17 protein-coding genes are annotated in these 17,505 nt (G+C 48.8%); 10 read left to right on the top strand and 7 right to left on the bottom strand.

From position 1 onward, the window contains the following. Positions 1-7 precede the first annotated feature (7 nt). The 7 genes from guaA to F569_RS0100605 form a co-directional block, all read right to left on the bottom strand. A complete protein-coding gene (guaA, locus tag F569_RS0100635; RefSeq protein ID WP_026940589.1) occupies positions 8-1,561 on the bottom strand; it encodes a glutamine-hydrolyzing GMP synthase in 1,554 nt (517 codons plus the stop codon). Beyond that, entirely contained in the window at positions 1,558-2,853 is a 1,296-nt protein-coding gene (locus tag F569_RS0100630; RefSeq protein ID WP_026940588.1) for an RsmB/NOP family class I SAM-dependent RNA methyltransferase, read from the bottom strand. The genes guaA and F569_RS0100630 overlap by 4 nt, the downstream gene beginning before the upstream one ends. 1 nt (position 2,854) lies before the next feature. Continuing rightward, a complete protein-coding gene (locus F569_RS15835) occupies positions 2,855-3,268 on the bottom strand; it encodes an MAPEG family protein (protein WP_051279035.1) in 414 nt (137 codons plus the stop codon). 7 nt (positions 3,269-3,275) lie between these two features. Then, on the bottom strand, positions 3,276-4,733 hold the full coding sequence (gene guaB, locus F569_RS0100620; protein WP_026940587.1) for an IMP dehydrogenase: 1,458 nt from the start codon (positions 4,731-4,733) through the stop codon (positions 3,276-3,278). 93 nt (positions 4,734-4,826) lie between these two features. Beyond that, on the bottom strand, positions 4,827-5,579 hold the full coding sequence (locus F569_RS15830) for an RlmE family RNA methyltransferase (RefSeq protein ID WP_233353550.1): 753 nt from the start codon (positions 5,577-5,579) through the stop codon (positions 4,827-4,829). Continuing rightward, positions 5,572-6,777, bottom strand: coding sequence for a Ppx/GppA phosphatase family protein (locus F569_RS15825; RefSeq protein WP_154813595.1), 1,206 nt, complete (start codon positions 6,775-6,777; stop codon positions 5,572-5,574). Before F569_RS15825 ends, F569_RS15830 begins: the two co-directional genes overlap by 8 nt. A gap of 62 nt (positions 6,778-6,839) precedes the next feature. After that, positions 6,840-8,612, bottom strand: a complete 1,773-nt coding sequence (locus tag F569_RS0100605) for a SulP family inorganic anion transporter (RefSeq protein WP_026940586.1) — start codon at positions 8,610-8,612, stop codon at positions 6,840-6,842. Positions 8,613-8,726: 114 nt separating this feature from the next. Here F569_RS0100605 and F569_RS0100600 point away from each other — a divergent pair, with 114 nt between their 5' ends. The 10 genes from F569_RS0100600 to F569_RS0100555 all read left to right on the top strand — a co-directional run bounded on the left by F569_RS0100600 (position 8,727) and on the right by F569_RS0100555 (position 17,467). Further along, positions 8,727-9,851, top strand: coding sequence for a THUMP domain-containing class I SAM-dependent RNA methyltransferase (locus tag F569_RS0100600; RefSeq protein WP_026940585.1), 1,125 nt, complete (start codon positions 8,727-8,729; stop codon positions 9,849-9,851). A 102-nt stretch (positions 9,852-9,953) separates the two neighbouring features. Further along, entirely contained in the window at positions 9,954-10,259 is a 306-nt protein-coding gene (locus tag F569_RS0100595; RefSeq protein WP_026940584.1) for a YerC/YecD family TrpR-related protein, read from the top strand. A gap of 9 nt (positions 10,260-10,268) precedes the next feature. Continuing rightward, positions 10,269-11,153 carry an ATP phosphoribosyltransferase gene (gene hisG, locus F569_RS0100590; protein WP_026940583.1) on the top strand — a complete coding sequence of 295 codons (885 nt, stop codon included), beginning with the start codon at positions 10,269-10,271 and terminating at the stop codon, positions 11,151-11,153. Further along, a complete protein-coding gene (gene hisD / locus F569_RS0100585) occupies positions 11,153-12,451 on the top strand; it encodes a histidinol dehydrogenase (RefSeq protein WP_026940582.1) in 1,299 nt (432 codons plus the stop codon). Before hisG ends, hisD begins: the two co-directional genes overlap by 1 nt. Continuing rightward, complete coding sequence (gene hisC, locus F569_RS18605; protein WP_051279033.1) at positions 12,451-14,091, top strand: histidinol-phosphate transaminase; 1,641 nt, start codon at positions 12,451-12,453, stop codon at positions 14,089-14,091. Before hisD ends, hisC begins: the two co-directional genes overlap by 1 nt. After that, positions 14,091-14,690, top strand: coding sequence for an imidazole glycerol phosphate synthase subunit HisH (gene hisH, locus F569_RS0100575; protein WP_026940581.1), 600 nt, complete (start codon positions 14,091-14,093; stop codon positions 14,688-14,690). Before hisC ends, hisH begins: the two co-directional genes overlap by 1 nt. Beyond that, on the top strand, positions 14,687-15,412 hold the full coding sequence (gene hisA, locus F569_RS0100570) for a 1-(5-phosphoribosyl)-5-[(5-phosphoribosylamino)methylideneamino]imidazole-4-carboxamide isomerase (RefSeq protein WP_026940580.1): 726 nt from the start codon (positions 14,687-14,689) through the stop codon (positions 15,410-15,412). Before hisH ends, hisA begins: the two co-directional genes overlap by 4 nt. After that, positions 15,406-16,173, top strand: coding sequence for an imidazole glycerol phosphate synthase subunit HisF (hisF, locus tag F569_RS0100565; protein ID WP_026940579.1), 768 nt, complete (start codon positions 15,406-15,408; stop codon positions 16,171-16,173). The genes hisA and hisF overlap by 7 nt, the downstream gene beginning before the upstream one ends. After that, a complete protein-coding gene (hisIE, locus tag F569_RS0100560; RefSeq protein WP_034386983.1) occupies positions 16,170-16,778 on the top strand; it encodes a bifunctional phosphoribosyl-AMP cyclohydrolase/phosphoribosyl-ATP diphosphatase HisIE in 609 nt (202 codons plus the stop codon). The genes hisF and hisIE overlap by 4 nt, the downstream gene beginning before the upstream one ends. Then, positions 16,775-17,467 (top strand): hypothetical protein, encoded by a 693-nt coding sequence (locus tag F569_RS0100555; protein ID WP_026940577.1) that lies wholly within the window; start codon positions 16,775-16,777, stop codon positions 17,465-17,467. The genes hisIE and F569_RS0100555 overlap by 4 nt, the downstream gene beginning before the upstream one ends. Positions 17,468-17,505 lie beyond the last annotated feature (38 nt).

The raw sequence follows: 17,505 nt of genomic DNA, 5'->3' as shown, positions 1-17,505 counted from the left end.
TGAGACTTTATTCCCATTCAATAGTTCCAGGCGGTTTGGACGTTACGTCATAGACCACACGGTTTACGCCGCGAACCTCGTTAATGATACGCGTAGCCGTTTCGCCTAAAAACTCGTGGCTATAAGGATAATAATCAGCCGTCATACCATCAGTTGATGTCACAGCACGAAGCGCCAGAACATTCTCATAGGTGCGTTCATCCCCCATGACCCCGACGGTTTGAACGGGCAAAATAACAGCAAAAGCTTGCCATATATCATTGTAAAGGTTGTGTTTTTTGATTTGGTCAAGATATATCGCATCAGCTTCGCGTAGAATATCCAGGCGGTCTTTTGTGATGACTCCAGGGCATCTAATAGCGAGTCCCGGCCCCGGGAATGGATGCCTTTCAACGAAGTCTTTGTGCAGACCCAGTTCTTGCCCTAAAGCTCTGACTTCGTCTTTAAAAAGCTCACGCAAAGGCTCAACCAATTCCATATCCATACGGTCAGGAAGTCCGCCAACATTATGGTGCGATTTAATTGTGACTGACGGCCCGCCATCAAAGCTGACAGATTCAATCACATCGGGATATAAGGTGCCTTGAGCGAGAAATTTAGCGCCGCCAACCTTTCTGGCTTCGCGCTCAAAAATATCAATAAAGGTGCCGCCAATGATTTTACGCTTGCGTTCAGGGTCGGACACGCCTTCAAGCAATCCTAAAAATTCATCACCCGCGTCAACATGAATAAGGTTCATGTCATAATGTTCCTTGAACAGAGAGACGACTTGATCACTCTCGCCCTTACGCATCATGCCTGTATCGACATAGACGCAAGTTAGTTGGTCACCAATGGCCTCATGGATAAGAACCGCAGCAACAGAACTGTCCACGCCGCCGGATAGTCCGCAAATGACTTTGCCTTCACCCACTTGGTCTTTAATGGCGGCGATCATTTCGCCCTTAAAGGCGGCCATGGTCCAGTCGCCTTTAAAGTCTGCGATCTCATGTGTGAAGTTTCGCAGAATTTTTGCGCCGTTAATGGTGTGAACAACTTCGGGATGGAACTGAACACCGTAAAATTTACACTCGGAATTAGCTATTGCTGCGAATGGTGCATGATTAGATTTACCAATAATTTCAAAACCTTGCGGCATTGCGTTAACGCGGTCGCCGTGCGACATCCAAACGCGTTCTGTTTTATCAAGACCTTCAAACAACTCATTATCCGCTACAATTTCAAGGTCTGCTCGTCCAAATTCTTTATCATCAGAACTCTCGACTGACCCGCCTAGCTGTTCACACATTGTCTGCTGTCCGTAGCAGATACCCAGAACGGGTACGCCCATCTCCCAAACATGATTATCGGCGCGGGGTGTTCCCACCCCTGTGACACTATTCGGACCACCTGACAGTATGATGGCTTTCGGATTAAAAGCCTCAAGCATAGCCTTATCAACGCGGTTAAACGGATGCACTTCTGAATAGACACCGCTTTCTCGCACGCGCCTTGCGATAAGCTTGGTGACTTGAGACCCAAAATCTATGATCAACAGCTGTTCGTGCTGAGTATCCGTCATGCGTTTCTCTCCATAACGGCAAAGAAAAAGCCGTCTGTATTTGTTGAAGCTGGGGTTAATGTTAAAGTGCAACCATCTGCCGACCATGGCTTAGGCACAGCTGCGCCAAACTTTTCTTCCCAAACTTCCCCTGCCGATAACAGCGTGAAATTTTCATTATCTTCAAGAAAAGCATAAACTTGCGCTTCATTTTCTTCGGCTAGCATTGAGCACGTCACGTAGAACATCAGCCCGCCAGGCTTCACAAAACCCTTTGCGCTGTTTAACACAGAACGCTGCTCATTGTTACGGCGCTCAAGTGCATCCTCATTCAACCGCCATTTTGCATCAGGTTTACGGCGCCATGTGCCGACGCCTGTACAAGGTGCATCTATCAAAACACGGTCCATCTTACCTACTAGATCTTTCAATCCTTCGGAAGGCGGCTGCCGCACTTCGATAACATCCGCCCCTGCCCGTTGCGCCCGTTGATAGAGCGGCGCAAGGCGGCGTTTATCAATATCAAAGCCGTAAACATTGCCTTGATTTTGCATCTCAGCGGCCAAAGCCAGAGACTTACCGCCTCCGCCTGCACAATAGTCGAGAACCTTTTCACCGGGCCGCGCGTCACAAAGCAAGCTGACAATTTGCGAGCCTTCATCCTGAATTTCAACAGCACCTGTTTGGTAACCTTCTTCAATTTGAATATTTGGCAATCGCCCATCACCCTCTAGAGCATTGATACGCAAACCCACAGGTGAAATTTCACAAGGTCTAGCGCTGTGGTCTTCTAGCTTACCCAACTCTCTCGCAGGATGTGATTTAATAGAGTTGACCCTCAGGTCTAATGGTGGCCGCATGGTTAAAGCTTGGCCCTCTGCAATGGCCTCCTCGCCAAAGTTGTTTTCGAAAGCAGGCCATATCCATTCCGGGACATCCGCCTTTACCCAATCGGACGCGCCGTCAAGATTTATAGCGCCGCCTAATTTGGCAAGCTCATCATCACTGAGTTTTGACGGGGCATGTGTGTCTCCGTCAAAAGCCTCGATAAGCTCCTCTGGAGTCTTTCCGCCCATAAACACAGCAGAGGCTAGCGCCAATGCGCGCGGCGTTTCACTATCCATACGAAAGGCTAGCGAGCTTTTACATCGTAGCGCGTCGTGGACATAATTACCTATGGCTGAACGATCTTTGGACCCCGCGAAACGATGCGCTTTACCCCAATCCCGCAAGGCCATCGTCGCAGGTGTTTTACGCTCTAATATATCCTCGAGAACTTCCGCCGCAGCCTGTATGCGTCCGCCAAGACGCATCTTAAATGACCTTCATAAAAGTTATCACAAACATGATGAGCAATACGTTACAGCTAAGTACAAAACTTCCAAAGCGCCATGGGAAAATAATATTCGGTCCACAATGAATGATGGCATGGAATATACGTAGAACCACATAGGTCCAAGCCAAAACAGTTATAACAATCGAGCTAATTCCACTTATAAAACAAAATATGCAAAGAACGTAAAACAGGACAGGTATTTCGAACTGGTTTTTGAGGTTATCAGACGCATTTACGGCGCGTTTTGGAAACCCGTTCTTGCGAATTTCTGCCATCCCGTCTTTAGCAGTGAAAGCCGACACACGACAATAAGCGAGACGAAGTAAAACTGCAAAGGTCAGCCCGATCTGAATAAAGAACGGAAACATCATTGGATGTGAAATATCAATCATAGGTATCCTAGCTCGGCATCGAATAGTTGGGGGCTTCACGGGCGATATGCACGTCATGTACATGGCTCTCACGTAAACCGGCATTTGTGATTTTAACAAACTCTGCATTTTTGTGTAAATCTTTGATTGTTAGCGACCCTGTATAGCCCATCGTTGCGCGTATCCCGCCCAATAACTGGTGAAGAATTGGGCCAACCGGTCCTTTATAGGCAATTCGGCCTTCAATACCTTCGGGGACAAGCTTCATCGTGTCGTTCACTTCCTTTTGGAAATAACGATCTGCTGAACCTCGTGCCATAGCAGAGACGGATCCCATACCGCGATAAGACTTATATGACCGTCCTTGATAGAGAAAGACTTCACCCGGCGTTTCCTCTGCGCCCGCGAGGAGCGACCCGACCATGGCACATTCAGCGCCCGCCGCGAGGGCTTTGGCCATATCACCTGAGTATTTAATACCGCCATCTGCAATAATTGGAACGCCCGCTTTGGTGGCCACAGAACAGGCATCTATAATCGCAGTGAGCTGTGGTACGCCGACGCCAGCCACTATACGTGTGGTGCAGATTGAGCCGGGGCCTATGCCGACTTTAATAGCGTCTGCACCCGCATCAATCAGCGCCTTTGCCGCAGACGCTGTCGCAATATTACCCGCAATGATTTGCGCCTCAGGATAGTCTGTTTTTAAACGCTTAACGGTCTCAATAACTTTAGAACTATGACCATGCGCCGTATCAATTACGACCGCATCAGCCCCTGCAGCGATCAAAGCGACAGCGCGATTATACCCAGCCTCACCGACAGTTGAAGCCGCCGCTACGCGTAAGCGTCCTTTGCTATCTTTACATGCATTGGGGTGAGACAAAGCTTTGTCCATATCCTTGACTGTAATGAGGCCAACGCAACGTCCATTATCATCAACCACAACAAGGCGCTCTATACGGTGCTTATGGAGCAGTCCTCGTGCCTCGTCTTCATTAGCGCCTAATTTTACGGTCACGACATCGCGCGTCATTAGGTTTGCGACTGTTTCATTAGGGTCATCTGCAAAACGCACGTCACGATTAGTCACAATCCCGACGAGCTTTCGGTCACCTTCAACAACAGGAATGCCGGAAATATTATGACGATCGCCGAGTGCTGCTAATTCAGCACGCGTCGCATCAGGGCCAATGGTAATTGGATTAACCACCATGCCGCTCTCAAAGCGCTTAACTTTGCGAACTTCTTCGGCTTGTTCTTCAATCGATAAATTACGGTGAATAACGCCAATACCGCCCGTTTGGGCCATGGCGATGGCAAGCGTGGCTTCGGTGACAGTATCCATAGCCGCGGAGACTAAAGGCACGTTGATATTTATCTTTTTTGTGAGCCGTGTTTTCAGAACCGCATCCGCCGGAAGAATATCCGAAGCCTGCGGCTGCAAAAGAACGTCATCGAAGGTTAAGCCTTCTCGAATCTCCATCGGAGTCTCCTACTTTTGCAAGCGGCGATTATCAGTGATTAGGGAGCAATGCAAAGGGAAAAGTTAAGGGCTAGTGTATTTAGGTTTCAGGTTTTATCTACCCTTACGCGCTTTAAATCCTTGCGCGACTAGATACATTTCAGGACTCCCTGCCCGGGAGCTTTTTGGTTTGGCATGTTTCACGGTTTTAAAATTATGTTTGAGCGTATTCAGCAGCCGCCCTTCGGCACCGCCTTGGAATACTTTCGTTACAAAACTGCCGCCAGGCTTAAGAACATCCATAGCAAAATCAGCGGCGGCTTCTACAAGTGAAACAGTCTTTAAATGGTCTGTTTGACGGTGACCTGTCGTATTTGCTGCCAAATCAGATAGAACCACATCAGGCTGACCGCCCAACATACTCTTCAACCGTGCGGGCGCTTTCTCGTCCATAAAGTCCATCTCTATCATATCCGCACTGCCAATAGGTTCCACAGGCAGTATATCGATACCCACCACACGCTCTGCGCCAAGCTTAAGCGCAATTTGAACCCAACCGCCCGGTGCGCATCCAAGGTCAACGATAAGAGCATCTTTTGAAACCAGCTTAAATTTCTCGTCGAGTTCAAGCAGCTTAAAAGCGGCGCGGGAGCGATAGCCTTTTATTTTGGCTTCTCTTACATAAGGGTCGTTGATTTGGCGTTCAATCCAGAGCTTTGAGGATATCTTACGTCCACGCGCCGTTTTGACTTTATGCGTCATCATCCGCGTCGCATTTGCCTTATCCATCTTAGCGGTCTTACGACCCCGTTTGGGTGCCGTCGGCTTTGCGCCTGACATGCGGTTAGGTGTCTTATCATCAGTCATCAGATGGCACCTCCTTGACGAAGTTGACCTTTTGACTCTGCTGCATAAGCCCCATTAACATGCCTTCACGTAAACCACGATCTGCCACGCGCACCATCTTACTCGGCCACATCTCGCACAAAACATCTGTAATGGCACAGCCTGCGACGAGTAATTTGGAACGATCCTCACCAATACACGGCTCTTTTGCGCGTTCCGCCGGTGATCTAGAGGCCATATCCCGTGCCACGCGAACCGCATCAGAGCTTCTAAGCCACAGGCCATCAACTTTATCACGCTGATAATAAGGCAATTTGAGGTGAATACCAGCGAGTGATGTGATGGTGCCTGATGTTCCAATCAAATGACCCTTTCCGTCCTTGAAGCTATTTGTAAAACGTGTGTCGCAGCCCGCTTTGGATATTTCATCGCGAACTGTTTGCTTCATGCTTTCATACCACCTCGCACGATCCTCTATTTCTGGTACGCGCTCAGAAAGCGTAGCAACGCCAATGGGAAGAGAGGCCCAAGCACTAATTGGAGGACGATGAATTTTCATAGTCCTTTCAGGGTTGCGCAAACGGCGCACATCCACCCAGCTTAGCTCTGTGGAACCGCCGCCAATATCAATAACGAGTACAACATCCTTAGTCGTATCGACGAGGTTAAGACAACCCATGACAGCCAACCGCGATTCAACACGCGGAGATATAATCTCTAAGCTTATTCCTGATTCAGATTTCACGCGGTCCAGGAACTCTTTTCCGTTTTCCGCTTTTCGGCATGCCTCTGTCGCGATACAGCGCCATCGCTTTACGCGGCGGGCCTTCATCTTTTTTGCGCAAACAGTTAGGGCTTCTACAGCGGCGTCCATACTCGCCTCAGATAAGCGACCTGTCGCAGTCAAGCCATTGCCTAAGCGAACAGCGCGAGAATAGCTATCGATAACCTTAAAGCTGTCGCCACTGGGGCGCGCGACAAGTAATCGGCAGTTATTCGTCCCTAAATCGAGGGCTGCATATGTTGGCGCTTTCTTGCTCTGAGGAGCTTGCCCCCCGGAACCACGCCGCTTGGTCCGTCGCCGAGTCGGTTTGCGCGTCTCTAATTGAGCGTCCCCCGAAACTCCGCTCCCGGACATATCACCGTCCGGCATCGTCGTTCTCACATTTTTGGCCGGAACGCGGTAATCGCGCTCGCAAGGCTCATTCTCAACGAACATAGACAAAACAAGCGCTTGCTGTAAATCAAAATCTATATTTTGGCGTCACCCGCCCTTACGGTCTAATGGATATCAATGTGGTCAGAAAATTGCGCCCAATCCGGATCAGGCTCAAGTTCTTCCATCGCCTCATGTTGGGACAGAAATATTTGTCCAGATAACCTATCTAAGAAGTTTGATCTGAACAGCCTTTCCTTTACGCGGCTTTGCATATCAGAAAAATGCAGACTTATGCCTGCGCTCCTTAGGCGTTTATTGATTTCTTCAAGGCTGGAAAGGGCACTCGCATCAATGCGGTTAACAGCCGTGCACATCAGCACCAAATCCGTCATGTCTGGGCTATAAGCGACAACACGTGCAACCTTATCTTCCAAATAGCGGGCATTGGCATAGTAGAGGCTCTCATCGATCCGCAAAGTTTTGACGACATCATTGGTTTCGACGTTAAACCTTTCAGCATCTCTATAATGCTCAGTTCCGGGGAAACGGCCCACTAAAGGCATATGGGGCTGAAGTGTCGAGCTGATATGCAAAGCCATGGCGAGCACAACCCCAGCCAGCACACCCCATTGAACGCCCAGAAGAAGAACCGCTAAGAATGTTGCCAAGGCCGTTATGCCGTCTGCACGGCTATATATCCAAGTGCGCCACAAGCTTTTGAAATCAAGCAAGCCAAAACAGGCCACAATTATCAAAGCTGCTAAGACGGCTAAGGGGAGCGCTTTTAGAACAGGCGTTAAGAACACAGCTGTCAGAGCCATGAAAGCGGCCACTAGCAAACCAACGATTTGGGTCTGCCCACCTGCACTGAAATTAACAGCCGAGCGAGACATGCTTCCATTGATCGGATAACCGCCGGACAAACCCGCGACGATATTAGAGGCGCCCAAACCTAAGAGTTCTTTATTTGAATCGATGCGATTCCTTGCTCTCGCGGCCAACTCCTGTGCCGTAGAGGTGCTATCAACAAAGGCAACAATTGCAATAACGATTGCTGGAACTAACAGAGCTTGAAATTTGGGTATCGTTAACATGGGGAAGCTAAAAGGCGGCAGTCCTGAAGGGATAGTCCCCACAACACGCACATCATATCTGTCAGTAAAATTAAAAATAGCGCTAATGGCGATGAAGATAGCGACAATTACAATAGGCGCCATGCGGCCAATTAGTTTCGCCGTACGGCTTTTGACGTGTAGCCTGATAAGCGCGTAAGCAAAGTATTTTTTAATACCCCACAATATAATGATGGCCGCCAAACCTATTTCTAGAGCCGCAATATTAGTATTTGGCAAGTTCGCCCATATATCACCCAGCAGAGCAAAGACGGTATTACCGCTCGCGGTAATTCCAAAAATATGTTTGAGCTGACTAAATATAATTAAAAGAGCTGCGCCGGTAATATAAGCGGAGACAACGGGTCTTGAGACGAAATTCATGACAAATCCAGCCTTAAGCAAACCTGCGATGAGCAATATCCCACCGGTCATAACGGCCAGAGCTGCGGCGCTAATAAGCCGGGTGCCTTCTGGAAGGGTCGCAATCGCAGCCGCGGTCATTAATGAAATAACCGCAGTCGGGCCAACGTTTAAATATCGAGATGATCCGAAAGCGGCATAAACTAACAGAGGAAAAATAGAAACATAAATACCCACCTGGGGCGGTAGACCTGCCAATAATGCGTAAGCCAGTGATTGCGGAACCAAGAGGATCGTCACGATTATCGCAGCAACCAAATCGTCAGTGAACAACCCGCCATTATATCCTTTGAGCCACCCCCATTGGCGTGCAACTGGGGATTGACGAGCTTTCTCAGATTTGGAGCCAAGACTGTCCATAGTTCGTCCTGTCAGGATTCAGAATAAGTTTCAAGATTAAGGATTAGACAAGCTCATGTTTAAGAAGCTTCATTTAGCCATATATTTTTCTGATAATTCTGTCAGAAAGCCTTCATGAATAATCAAAACGATTTTGAAATTTTTCTGGGCACTCAGCCAGGGTTAGAAGCGCTCTTATTGCAAGAGGTTATTGAGCGTGGGTTTAAAGGCGCCAAAGCTGTTGGCGGCGGAGTTACCGTGCGAGGTCATTGGGAAGATGTATGGCGTGCAAACTTAACGCTCAGAGGTGCGTCTAAAGTTCTCGCTCGCATCGGTGAATTTCGTGCTTTTCACTTAGCGCAATTGGACAAGCGCGCCCGAAAATTTCCCTGGGATGAGACTCTTATGCCTGGTCATACCGTTAAGGTGGAAGTGGTTACAAACCGCAAGAGTAAAATCTATCATGCTGGTGCAGCCATAGAGAGGATTGAGCGAGCTATACATGAAGAATTTGGATCTAAGATTGCGACCTCTATGGAAGACGCGGATATTATCATCAAAGCGCGCATTGACGACAACAATGTAAGGTTTTCCGTCGATACATCTGGCGTCGGACTACATAAGCGCGGTTACAAACAAGCTATGGGCAAGGCCCCTCTTAGAGAAACAATGGCGGCACTCGCTTTGCGGGGTTGCGGCTATAGCGGGAATGAGCCCGTTCTTGATCCCATGTGCGGGTCGGGCACCTTCCTTATCGAAGCGGCTGAAATGTCCCGAAACCTCATGGCCGGTCGTTACCGTAGTTTTGCTTTCGAAAAATTAGCAAGCTACGACCCGGGTGCCGTAAAAAGGTTTCATGAGACTTGGAAGCCCCGCCAAAGCCAACAGCGCTTCTATGGGTCTGACCGTAATGTCAATGTTATCGGTTTTTCAAAAGCCAATGCCGAACGGGCTGGAGTACTTGATATGTGCACTTTTAAACCCCTGCCTCTTTCGACTATTGAAAGGCCTGACGGGCCCAACGGTTTAATCATCGTGAACCCACCCTATGGCGCCCGTATAGGTAAAAAGAAGGATCTATTTGCTCTCTATACTGCCTTTGGTGATGTTATGCGAGAACGGTTCAGCGGGTGGCGTGTCGGCTTGATAACGTCAGATTCAAAACTTGCTGAAGCCACAAAACTACCTTGGCTCCCGACAGGCCCGCCTATTGCTCACGGCGGATTAAGGGTGAGATTGTTCAGGACCAAAGCTCTTTGAAGCGCAATCGTCTTTACTGAATTGTGTCAATATTCCTGAAATAAGAGGTTGCGCTTCATAGCGATCAGTGTATTAGCACGATAACACACTATAACGGATGATATGACAAACACACCACAAATAACAACCCGCGAAAACCTCGCTATTGCCCTCACCTCAGTCAAGACGGCAGAAGAGATGGAGCGCTTCTTAGTGGACCTTTGCACGCCCGCTGAATTGCGGGCTTTAGCAGAGCGTTGGCATGTTGCCCAAATCTTGGATAGCGGTGATCAAAGCTACCGTGAAATCAATGCCTTGACGGGTGTTTCCACGACAACTATTGGCCGCGTCGCGCGTTTCCTTAAAGACGAACCACATCAAGGTTATCGCGCGGTCTTGGATCGTTTGCAGCGATCCGAAAATACATAGAGTTTTACCATGACCGAACGCCTTAGAATTGCGCTTCAGAAAAAGGGGCGTTTAGCTGATGATAGCTTTGCCCTTCTTAAAAAATGCGGACTTCGCTTTGCTATTCGTGGGGACGGATTACTGGCGCGCGTTAAAAATATGCCGATTGATCTGCTCTTAGTACGTGATGACGACATTCCAAGCTTTGTCGCAAATGATGCGTCTGATATCGGAATTGTAGGAGAAAATGTCTTGGTTGAGGAACAGCTTGTGGCCAAAGACAAACTGGACGCTGAAATTACAATGCGCCTAGGCTTTTCTCGCTGTAAACTGTGTCTCGCGGCATCGGAGAGTAGCGGCATCATGAAATTCGGTGACCTTGAAGGCACACGTATTGCCACGACATATCCTGGTGTCTTAGGGCGTTTTTTAAAAGATCAGAATATTGACGCCAAATTAGTAGAAATGAAAGGCGCCGTCGAACTCGCTCCATCTATTGGTATCGCGGAGAGTATTTGCGACTTAGTGTCATCCGGCGCAACACTCGAAGCTAACGGCCTAACAGCGTTTGAAACGATTCTTGAAAGCGAAGCTGTGCTTGTCCAATCTGGCCGCAAGCTATCGCCTGAGAAGCAAGCCCTACTCGACAAGCTCATGCGCCGCATAGACGGGGTGATAAAATCCGCCGAGACCAAATATATTATGCTCAACGCGCCTAAAGATAAAGTCGAGGCCATCACAGCTCTGCTACCAGGGTCTGACGCGCCGACCATAATCCCGCTGGCCGGTAGTGACAACCTCGTCGCGCTTCAAGCTGTGTGTACTGAAAATATATTTTGGGAAACTCTTGAGGATCTGAAAGCTTTGGGGGCAAGGGCGATTCTCGTACTCCCCATTGAAAAAATGATGAGCTAATGAAAACCTTTATCTGGACAGATTTAGACGAGGCGGCGAGGAAAGTCGCTCTATCTCGCCCTGCGGGTCTGTCCGATCCTGCGCTCATTGCATCTGTGCAAGACATAATGCACAGGGTCAAATCGGAAGGTGATAAGGCAGTCATTGACTTCACCCGGAAATTTGATGGGGTAAGCCTAGAAGACTTAAAGGTTCCACAAGAGGCACTGAAAACAGCTTGGCAAAACCTAGCTGAAGATCAGAAAAATGCGATTAAGCTTGCCCGCAAAAACATCAAAAAGTTCCACCAAGCTCAAATACCAAAAGATATCGAGGTTGAAACCACGAAGGGCGTAATCTGCCGCCGCGAAGCCCGTGCTATTGAAACAGCAGGACTCTATGTTCCCGGCGGAACTGCCCCGCTTATTTCAACTCTGCTTATGCTGGCTATCCCCGCAAAAGTAGCCGGCGTGAGATACCGCATCGTTGTAACACCCCCAGGTAAAGACGGACAGGTCAATCCTGCTATTTTGGCCGCGGCTTATTATTGTAAAGTGACCAACGTTTATGTTTGCGGTGGCGCGCAAGCTATTGCCGCTTTAGCTTACGGTACTGAAACGATCCCGCGTTGTGATAAAATATTCGGACCAGGCAATGCTTATGTCGCAACGGCAAAATCCCTAGCAGCTCAGGAGCCTGGCGGCCCTGCGATCGATATGCCAGCAGGCCCTAGCGAAGCTATGGTTGTCGCAAATGACAAAGCTAATCCAGCATTCGTCGCTTCTGACTTATTGAGTCAAGCTGAACATGACACCTTGGCGCAAGCCATATGTGTCGCCACGTCACAGGCTGCTGCAGATAAAATCCGGAAAAAAATAGACATTCAGATCGCTACGCTTCCGCGTAGAGACATTGCAGAAAAAGCGATGGCGCAATCTCGCATGATAATAGCCGATAATCGCGGCGATGTGGTTGATATTATTAATCGATACGCGCCTGAGCACCTCATTTTACAAATCAACAAACCAAATACACTTGTACCCGCAATCAGAAACGCCGGATCGATATTTTTGGGGCCCTGGACGCCAGAATCTGTTGGCGATTATGCCAGCGGCACCAATCATACTTTGCCGACTTACGGGGCAGCGCGGGCCTATAGCGGCGTGACCTTAGAGAGTTTCATTAAATATATAAGTGTTCAAAAATTGACCCGAAAAGGCTTGGAACGCATTGGTCCGGCTGTTGAAAAGCTGGCTGAAATGGAAGGGCTCGAAGCGCATAGACGCGCTGTGTCCCTTAGACTCGAAAGCAAAACATAATGTCTAATTGGCCCGATAATATTGCCCGCAAAGCTATTGTAGATTTTGCCGCTTATTCGGCCCGCGGAGGCTCCACGGGTGCGCTTCATTTGGATGCAAATGAGAGCCCTTATGCCCCGCCGCCTGTCAAAGGCGCGGAAGAGTATAACCGTTATCCTGAGCAACAGCCCCCTGCTCTGCGTCAACGTCTTGCTGATCTCTATGGCACGACAGCTGAACGCATCATGGTGGGACGCGGCGCGGATGAAGCCATTGAAGTTTTACTCCGGACGTTTTGCGAAGATGGCCAAGACAATATTCTGATTTGTTCGCCAACTTTCGGATACTACAAAACTTGCGCGCAAATTCAGGGGGCAGGTATTATTGATGTGCCGCTAACTAAAGATTACCAATGGGATACGGCGGCAGTTTTAAAAAGAGCTAAGACGGCAAGAAACTTGAAAATTGTCTTCCTCTGCACGCCCAATAATCCGACAGGCACAGTTATCAACGATAATTTGGTCGAACAGCTCTGCGAGGCTTGCCCGGAGACTCTAATCGTCGTTGACGAAGCCTATGAAGAATTTTCATCATTGCCAAGCTACACGACGAAAATCTCAAGTTTTCAGAACCTGGTTGCTATGCGTACATTGTCCAAAGCTTATGCCTTGGCAGGTGTACGGGGCGGGGTTGCAATCGCCGATCCTCGCGTGATTACTTTGATGTTGAAGGTACTACCACCTTATCCAATTGCGCGGCCTGTTGAAAAAGCTATCTTAGCCGCCTTATCCCCAGCAGCCATGAGCACGCATGCCGCACGCTTGGATGAATGGCTGCTCGAACGTGAGCGCATGTTCACCGAGCTTCAGACATCCCCTTTCATAAGTAAGGTCTGGCCATCCGAAGCAAATTTCCTTTTAATTGATGTGAAAGACGATGAGACCTTGATGCGGGAACTTGCCCGGCGGCAAGTGAAGATTCGGGATTACCGCTCCACTACTGGTCACATGCGCATTTCTATCGGCTCTCCAGAAGAGAACACAGTTGCGCTAAAAGCATTTGGAATAGCCTTGCCGGAAACCCGTCCTGACCGAATTGGCGAAGTTCACCGTACCACTAAAGAAACCGATATATCTGTGCGCGTGAACTTGGATGACGCCAGTGCGATCAAGTCGGATACGGGTATTGGTTTCTATGATCATATGCTCGAAAGTTTAGCGAAACACGGTAATTTTGGGCTTATCTTGACCTGCAAAGGTGATTTAGAAATTGATGCTCACCATACAGTTGAGGATTGCGCCCTCGCCCTTGGCACGGCCCTCAAACAGGCGCTTGGCGATAAAGCAGGTATTGGTCGCTTTGGCTTTGTGATGCCAATGGACGAAACACAAGCCCGCGTTGCGATTGATCTATCAGGCCGTGCCGCAATGACTTTCAAAGGTGAGTTCCCAACAGATCATGTAGGTGAGTTCCCAGCTGAAATGTGTCCACATGTTTTTGAGAGCCTCGCGCAAACACTTGGCGCGGCTATTCAAATTGATGTTGAAGGCGAGAACACACACCACATGATTGAAGCTAGTTTCAAAGGTGTCGCCCGTGCCCTGCGCCCCGCCTTTGCCCGTAGCGGCACAGATATCGCCTCGACAAAAGGCGTTATTTGATGTCGCTCGTTATCGTTGATACAGGCGTAGCTAACCTCTCATCGGTCAAATTCGCCTTTGACCGTTTGGGGGTTGAAGCTGTGATCTCAGACAAAGTTGAAACAATCACAAAAGCTCAGCGCGTTATCTTACCCGGCGTCGGCGCAGCGCCTTATGCAATGAAGAGCATAAATGCCAAGGGCCTAACACCTGCTTTACGAAACCTGACGCAACCTGTCATGGGAATATGCCTTGGCATGCAGTTGATTTTTGAGACACTTGAAGAAGGCGGCTCACCTGTAAAAGGACTGGGCCTCGTTCCTGGAACCGTGAAAGCCTTGAACACTAAAAAACTACCTTCACCCCATATGGGATGGAACACACTTACCAAGAAAAGCGATGACCCATTACTCGAAGGCATCAATGATAATGATTATGCCTATTTCGTGCATAGTTTCGCTGCTCCTGTAACAAACATCACTTTGGCGACATCAGAATATGGAGAAGATTTTTCAGCCATTGTAAGGCATAAAAATGTTTATGGTTGTCAATTCCACCCTGAACGCAGTAGCCGCGTCGGCGCAAAAATACTCGAAAATTTCCTGAAAGTCCCCGCATGATATACCCCGCAATAGATCTGATGGATGGTGGATGTGTCCGCCTCCTAAAAGGTGATTTTAATAAGCGAACAGACTATACCGTCCCTCCTTTGGACGTTGCTAAAAGCTATGCAGCAGCTGGGGCTGAATGGATGCATGTTGTAGATCTTGACGGTGCCAAGGACGGTAAAACAGCTCAAACAGATCTTATCTTGGATGTCGCTGCGGAAAGTGGCTTAAAAGTACAAACGGGCGGCGGATTACGCGAGTTGGCTCAAATTCAACGCTTACTTCAAGGCGGTGTCGAACGCGCTGTCATCGGGTCTTTAGCGGTGACTAATCCCCAAATGGTCAAGTTCTGGATTTCCGAAGTCGGGCAAGAACGTGTATGCGTGGCGCTTGATGTGAATATTGGTGAGGACGGAGACCCTTATCCTGCCACACGCGGCTGGACAGAGGCCGGAGAGCGCACGCTTTGGCATGTCCTTGACGATTATATGGGCACTGGCCTTAAAACAATATTGGTCACAGATATTGGCCGGGACGGCGTCGAAGGCGGCTCTAACATTGATCTCTACAAGCAAATTATGACTAATTACCCGACGCTTGATCTCATTACATCGGGCGGAGTTGGAACATTAGACCATGTCGCCGAGCTTAAAGCGCTCAACCCTCATGGCGTTATCATTGGTAAAGCTCTCTATGAAGAACGCTTTACGCTTGAAGATGCGATCGCGTGTTAGCGCGGCGTATTATTCCCTGTCTGGATGTGCGTGATGGCCGCGTGGTTAAAGGCGTGCAATTTCGTAATCACGAAGATGTGGGCGGCATTGTTGATCTTGCGCTGCGCTATGCCGCTGAAGGCGCGGATGAACTGGTCTTTTATGATATTACAGCCTCCGTTGATGACCGCACAGTCAGTCCTGACTGGGTCAGCAAGGTCTCTCGCTCCATCGACATACCCTTCTGCGTAGCGGGCGGCATTAAAACGGTAGAAGCTGCAGGCACACGTCTGGCATCAGGCGCAGATAAAATTAGTATCAATTCGCCAGCTCTCGCGCGGCCAGAGCTCATCAATGAGCTTTGTGATGCCTATGGTCGTCAATGTGTTGTCGTTGGTATCGACACATTTGAAGAGAACGGCACATATCGCGTCAAATCCCATACGGGCGATCCTGACAAAACGCGCGAGACAGGACGTCAGACTCTGGATTGGGCCGCCGAAGCCGCCGAGCGCGGCGCAGGCGAAATTGTGCTGAATTGCATGAACCAAGACGGTATTAGAAAAGGATATGATATCAAGCAGTTATCAACTGTTCGTAAAGTTTGCCCTGTTCCGCTAATCGCGTCTGGCGGGGCGGGCGCAACCGAGCATTTTGAAGATGTATTCAAACACGCGAATGTGGATGGTGCTTTGGCGGCAAGTGTTTTCCACAAATCCGTCATCGCCATCCCTGACCTAAAAGCCGATCTAAAATCGCGCGGCATAGAGATAAGATTATGAAAATCGATAATGCATCTATTAATTGGGAAAAAGGCGGCGGCCTCGTTCCCGCAATTGTCCAAGACGCTAAGACCGAACAAGTTCTTATGCTAGGCTATATGAATGAGGCTTCACTTGCAAAGACGCAGGATACTGAGCTGGTGACATTTTATAGTCGTTCGCGTCAAGAGCTTTGGACAAAAGGCGAAACTAGCGGAAATACGCTGAAATTACAATCCATTACAGTCGATTGTGACAATGACACGTTGCTGGTTCGTGCAACGCCTACAGGCCCAACCTGTCACGAAGGCACGGTGAGTTGTTTTAGCGAAACCGGCCCCGAAGGTTTGGGATTTCTGGCCTATCTTGAAGACCTTATTGAAGGCCGCAAATCCGCTGATGCAGATAGCAGCTACACAGCCTCCCTCCTGCAAGGCCCCTTACGCCGCGCCGCACAAAAGGTCGGCGAAGAAGGCGTAGAAACCGCCCTCGCCGCTGTGGCCGAGACAGAGGATAAACTCACAAGTGAGGCAGCTGATTTGGTGTATCATTTACTGGTGCTGTTGACGGCGAAGGATGTTAAGTTTGAGAGCGTGATTAAAGAGCTTACAGGTCGTCATAAATGAGAGTGAGCCTCGTCCTATTAACACTATTGTTTTTAGCGGGTCCGTCTAACGCACAAAGTTATGCGCATAATTACGAAAGTTTCTTTGGAAAAGAGGACCGCATAGGCCTGTATTCCCAAGAGGCTATTGAGCGCTTTACCTCCACCGTTTTGAAAACCATTCAAGATAACACCTTGTTGATAGATTGCGGCACGAACGGAAAACCCTCAACCGCTTTTGTGGCAAAAACCAAAGAGGGTTCACGCATCATTTCTGCCGCCCATAATTTGACCATGGCGCAAAGAAAGAACCAACACTGCAAAGTTGGAAAGATATTGCTTGAGGATGGAGAAACGGCAAAAAACTTTAAGGATAGCGGCACAATAGAAGACGTCGCCTATGATGTTGCGCAATGGCCTAATTTAACACCCCACACAGGTTTTGACATTTGTGAGAACCTCAAAACATCCACAAAATATGTTCTCGTTCAGTCCATTGATGGTAATGGCACTTTGGGCCTGTCACCTTTTTGCAAAGTCAGATCCATCAAAAACAACCTCATTACTACAAACTGCCGAGGCCATTACAAATCTTCAGGTGCACCATTACTGGCTATCCGCAATGACGAAGTCTGCGTAGCGGGCATCTTCAATGCTCATAGCGGGCGGCGGTTTGAATTTGAGAGTTATGCGGCACGGCTATCACCGTAGATTATTATAAAAGTAATTAGACTATGGCACCTTTACGG

Source organism: Hellea balneolensis DSM 19091 (genome assembly GCF_000428525.1).
GTDB classification, from domain to species: Bacteria; Pseudomonadota; Alphaproteobacteria; order Caulobacterales; family Maricaulaceae; genus Hellea; species Hellea balneolensis.
The sequence above is the reverse complement of the archived record's forward strand: the minus strand, read 5'-3'. Positions and strand labels throughout refer to the sequence as shown.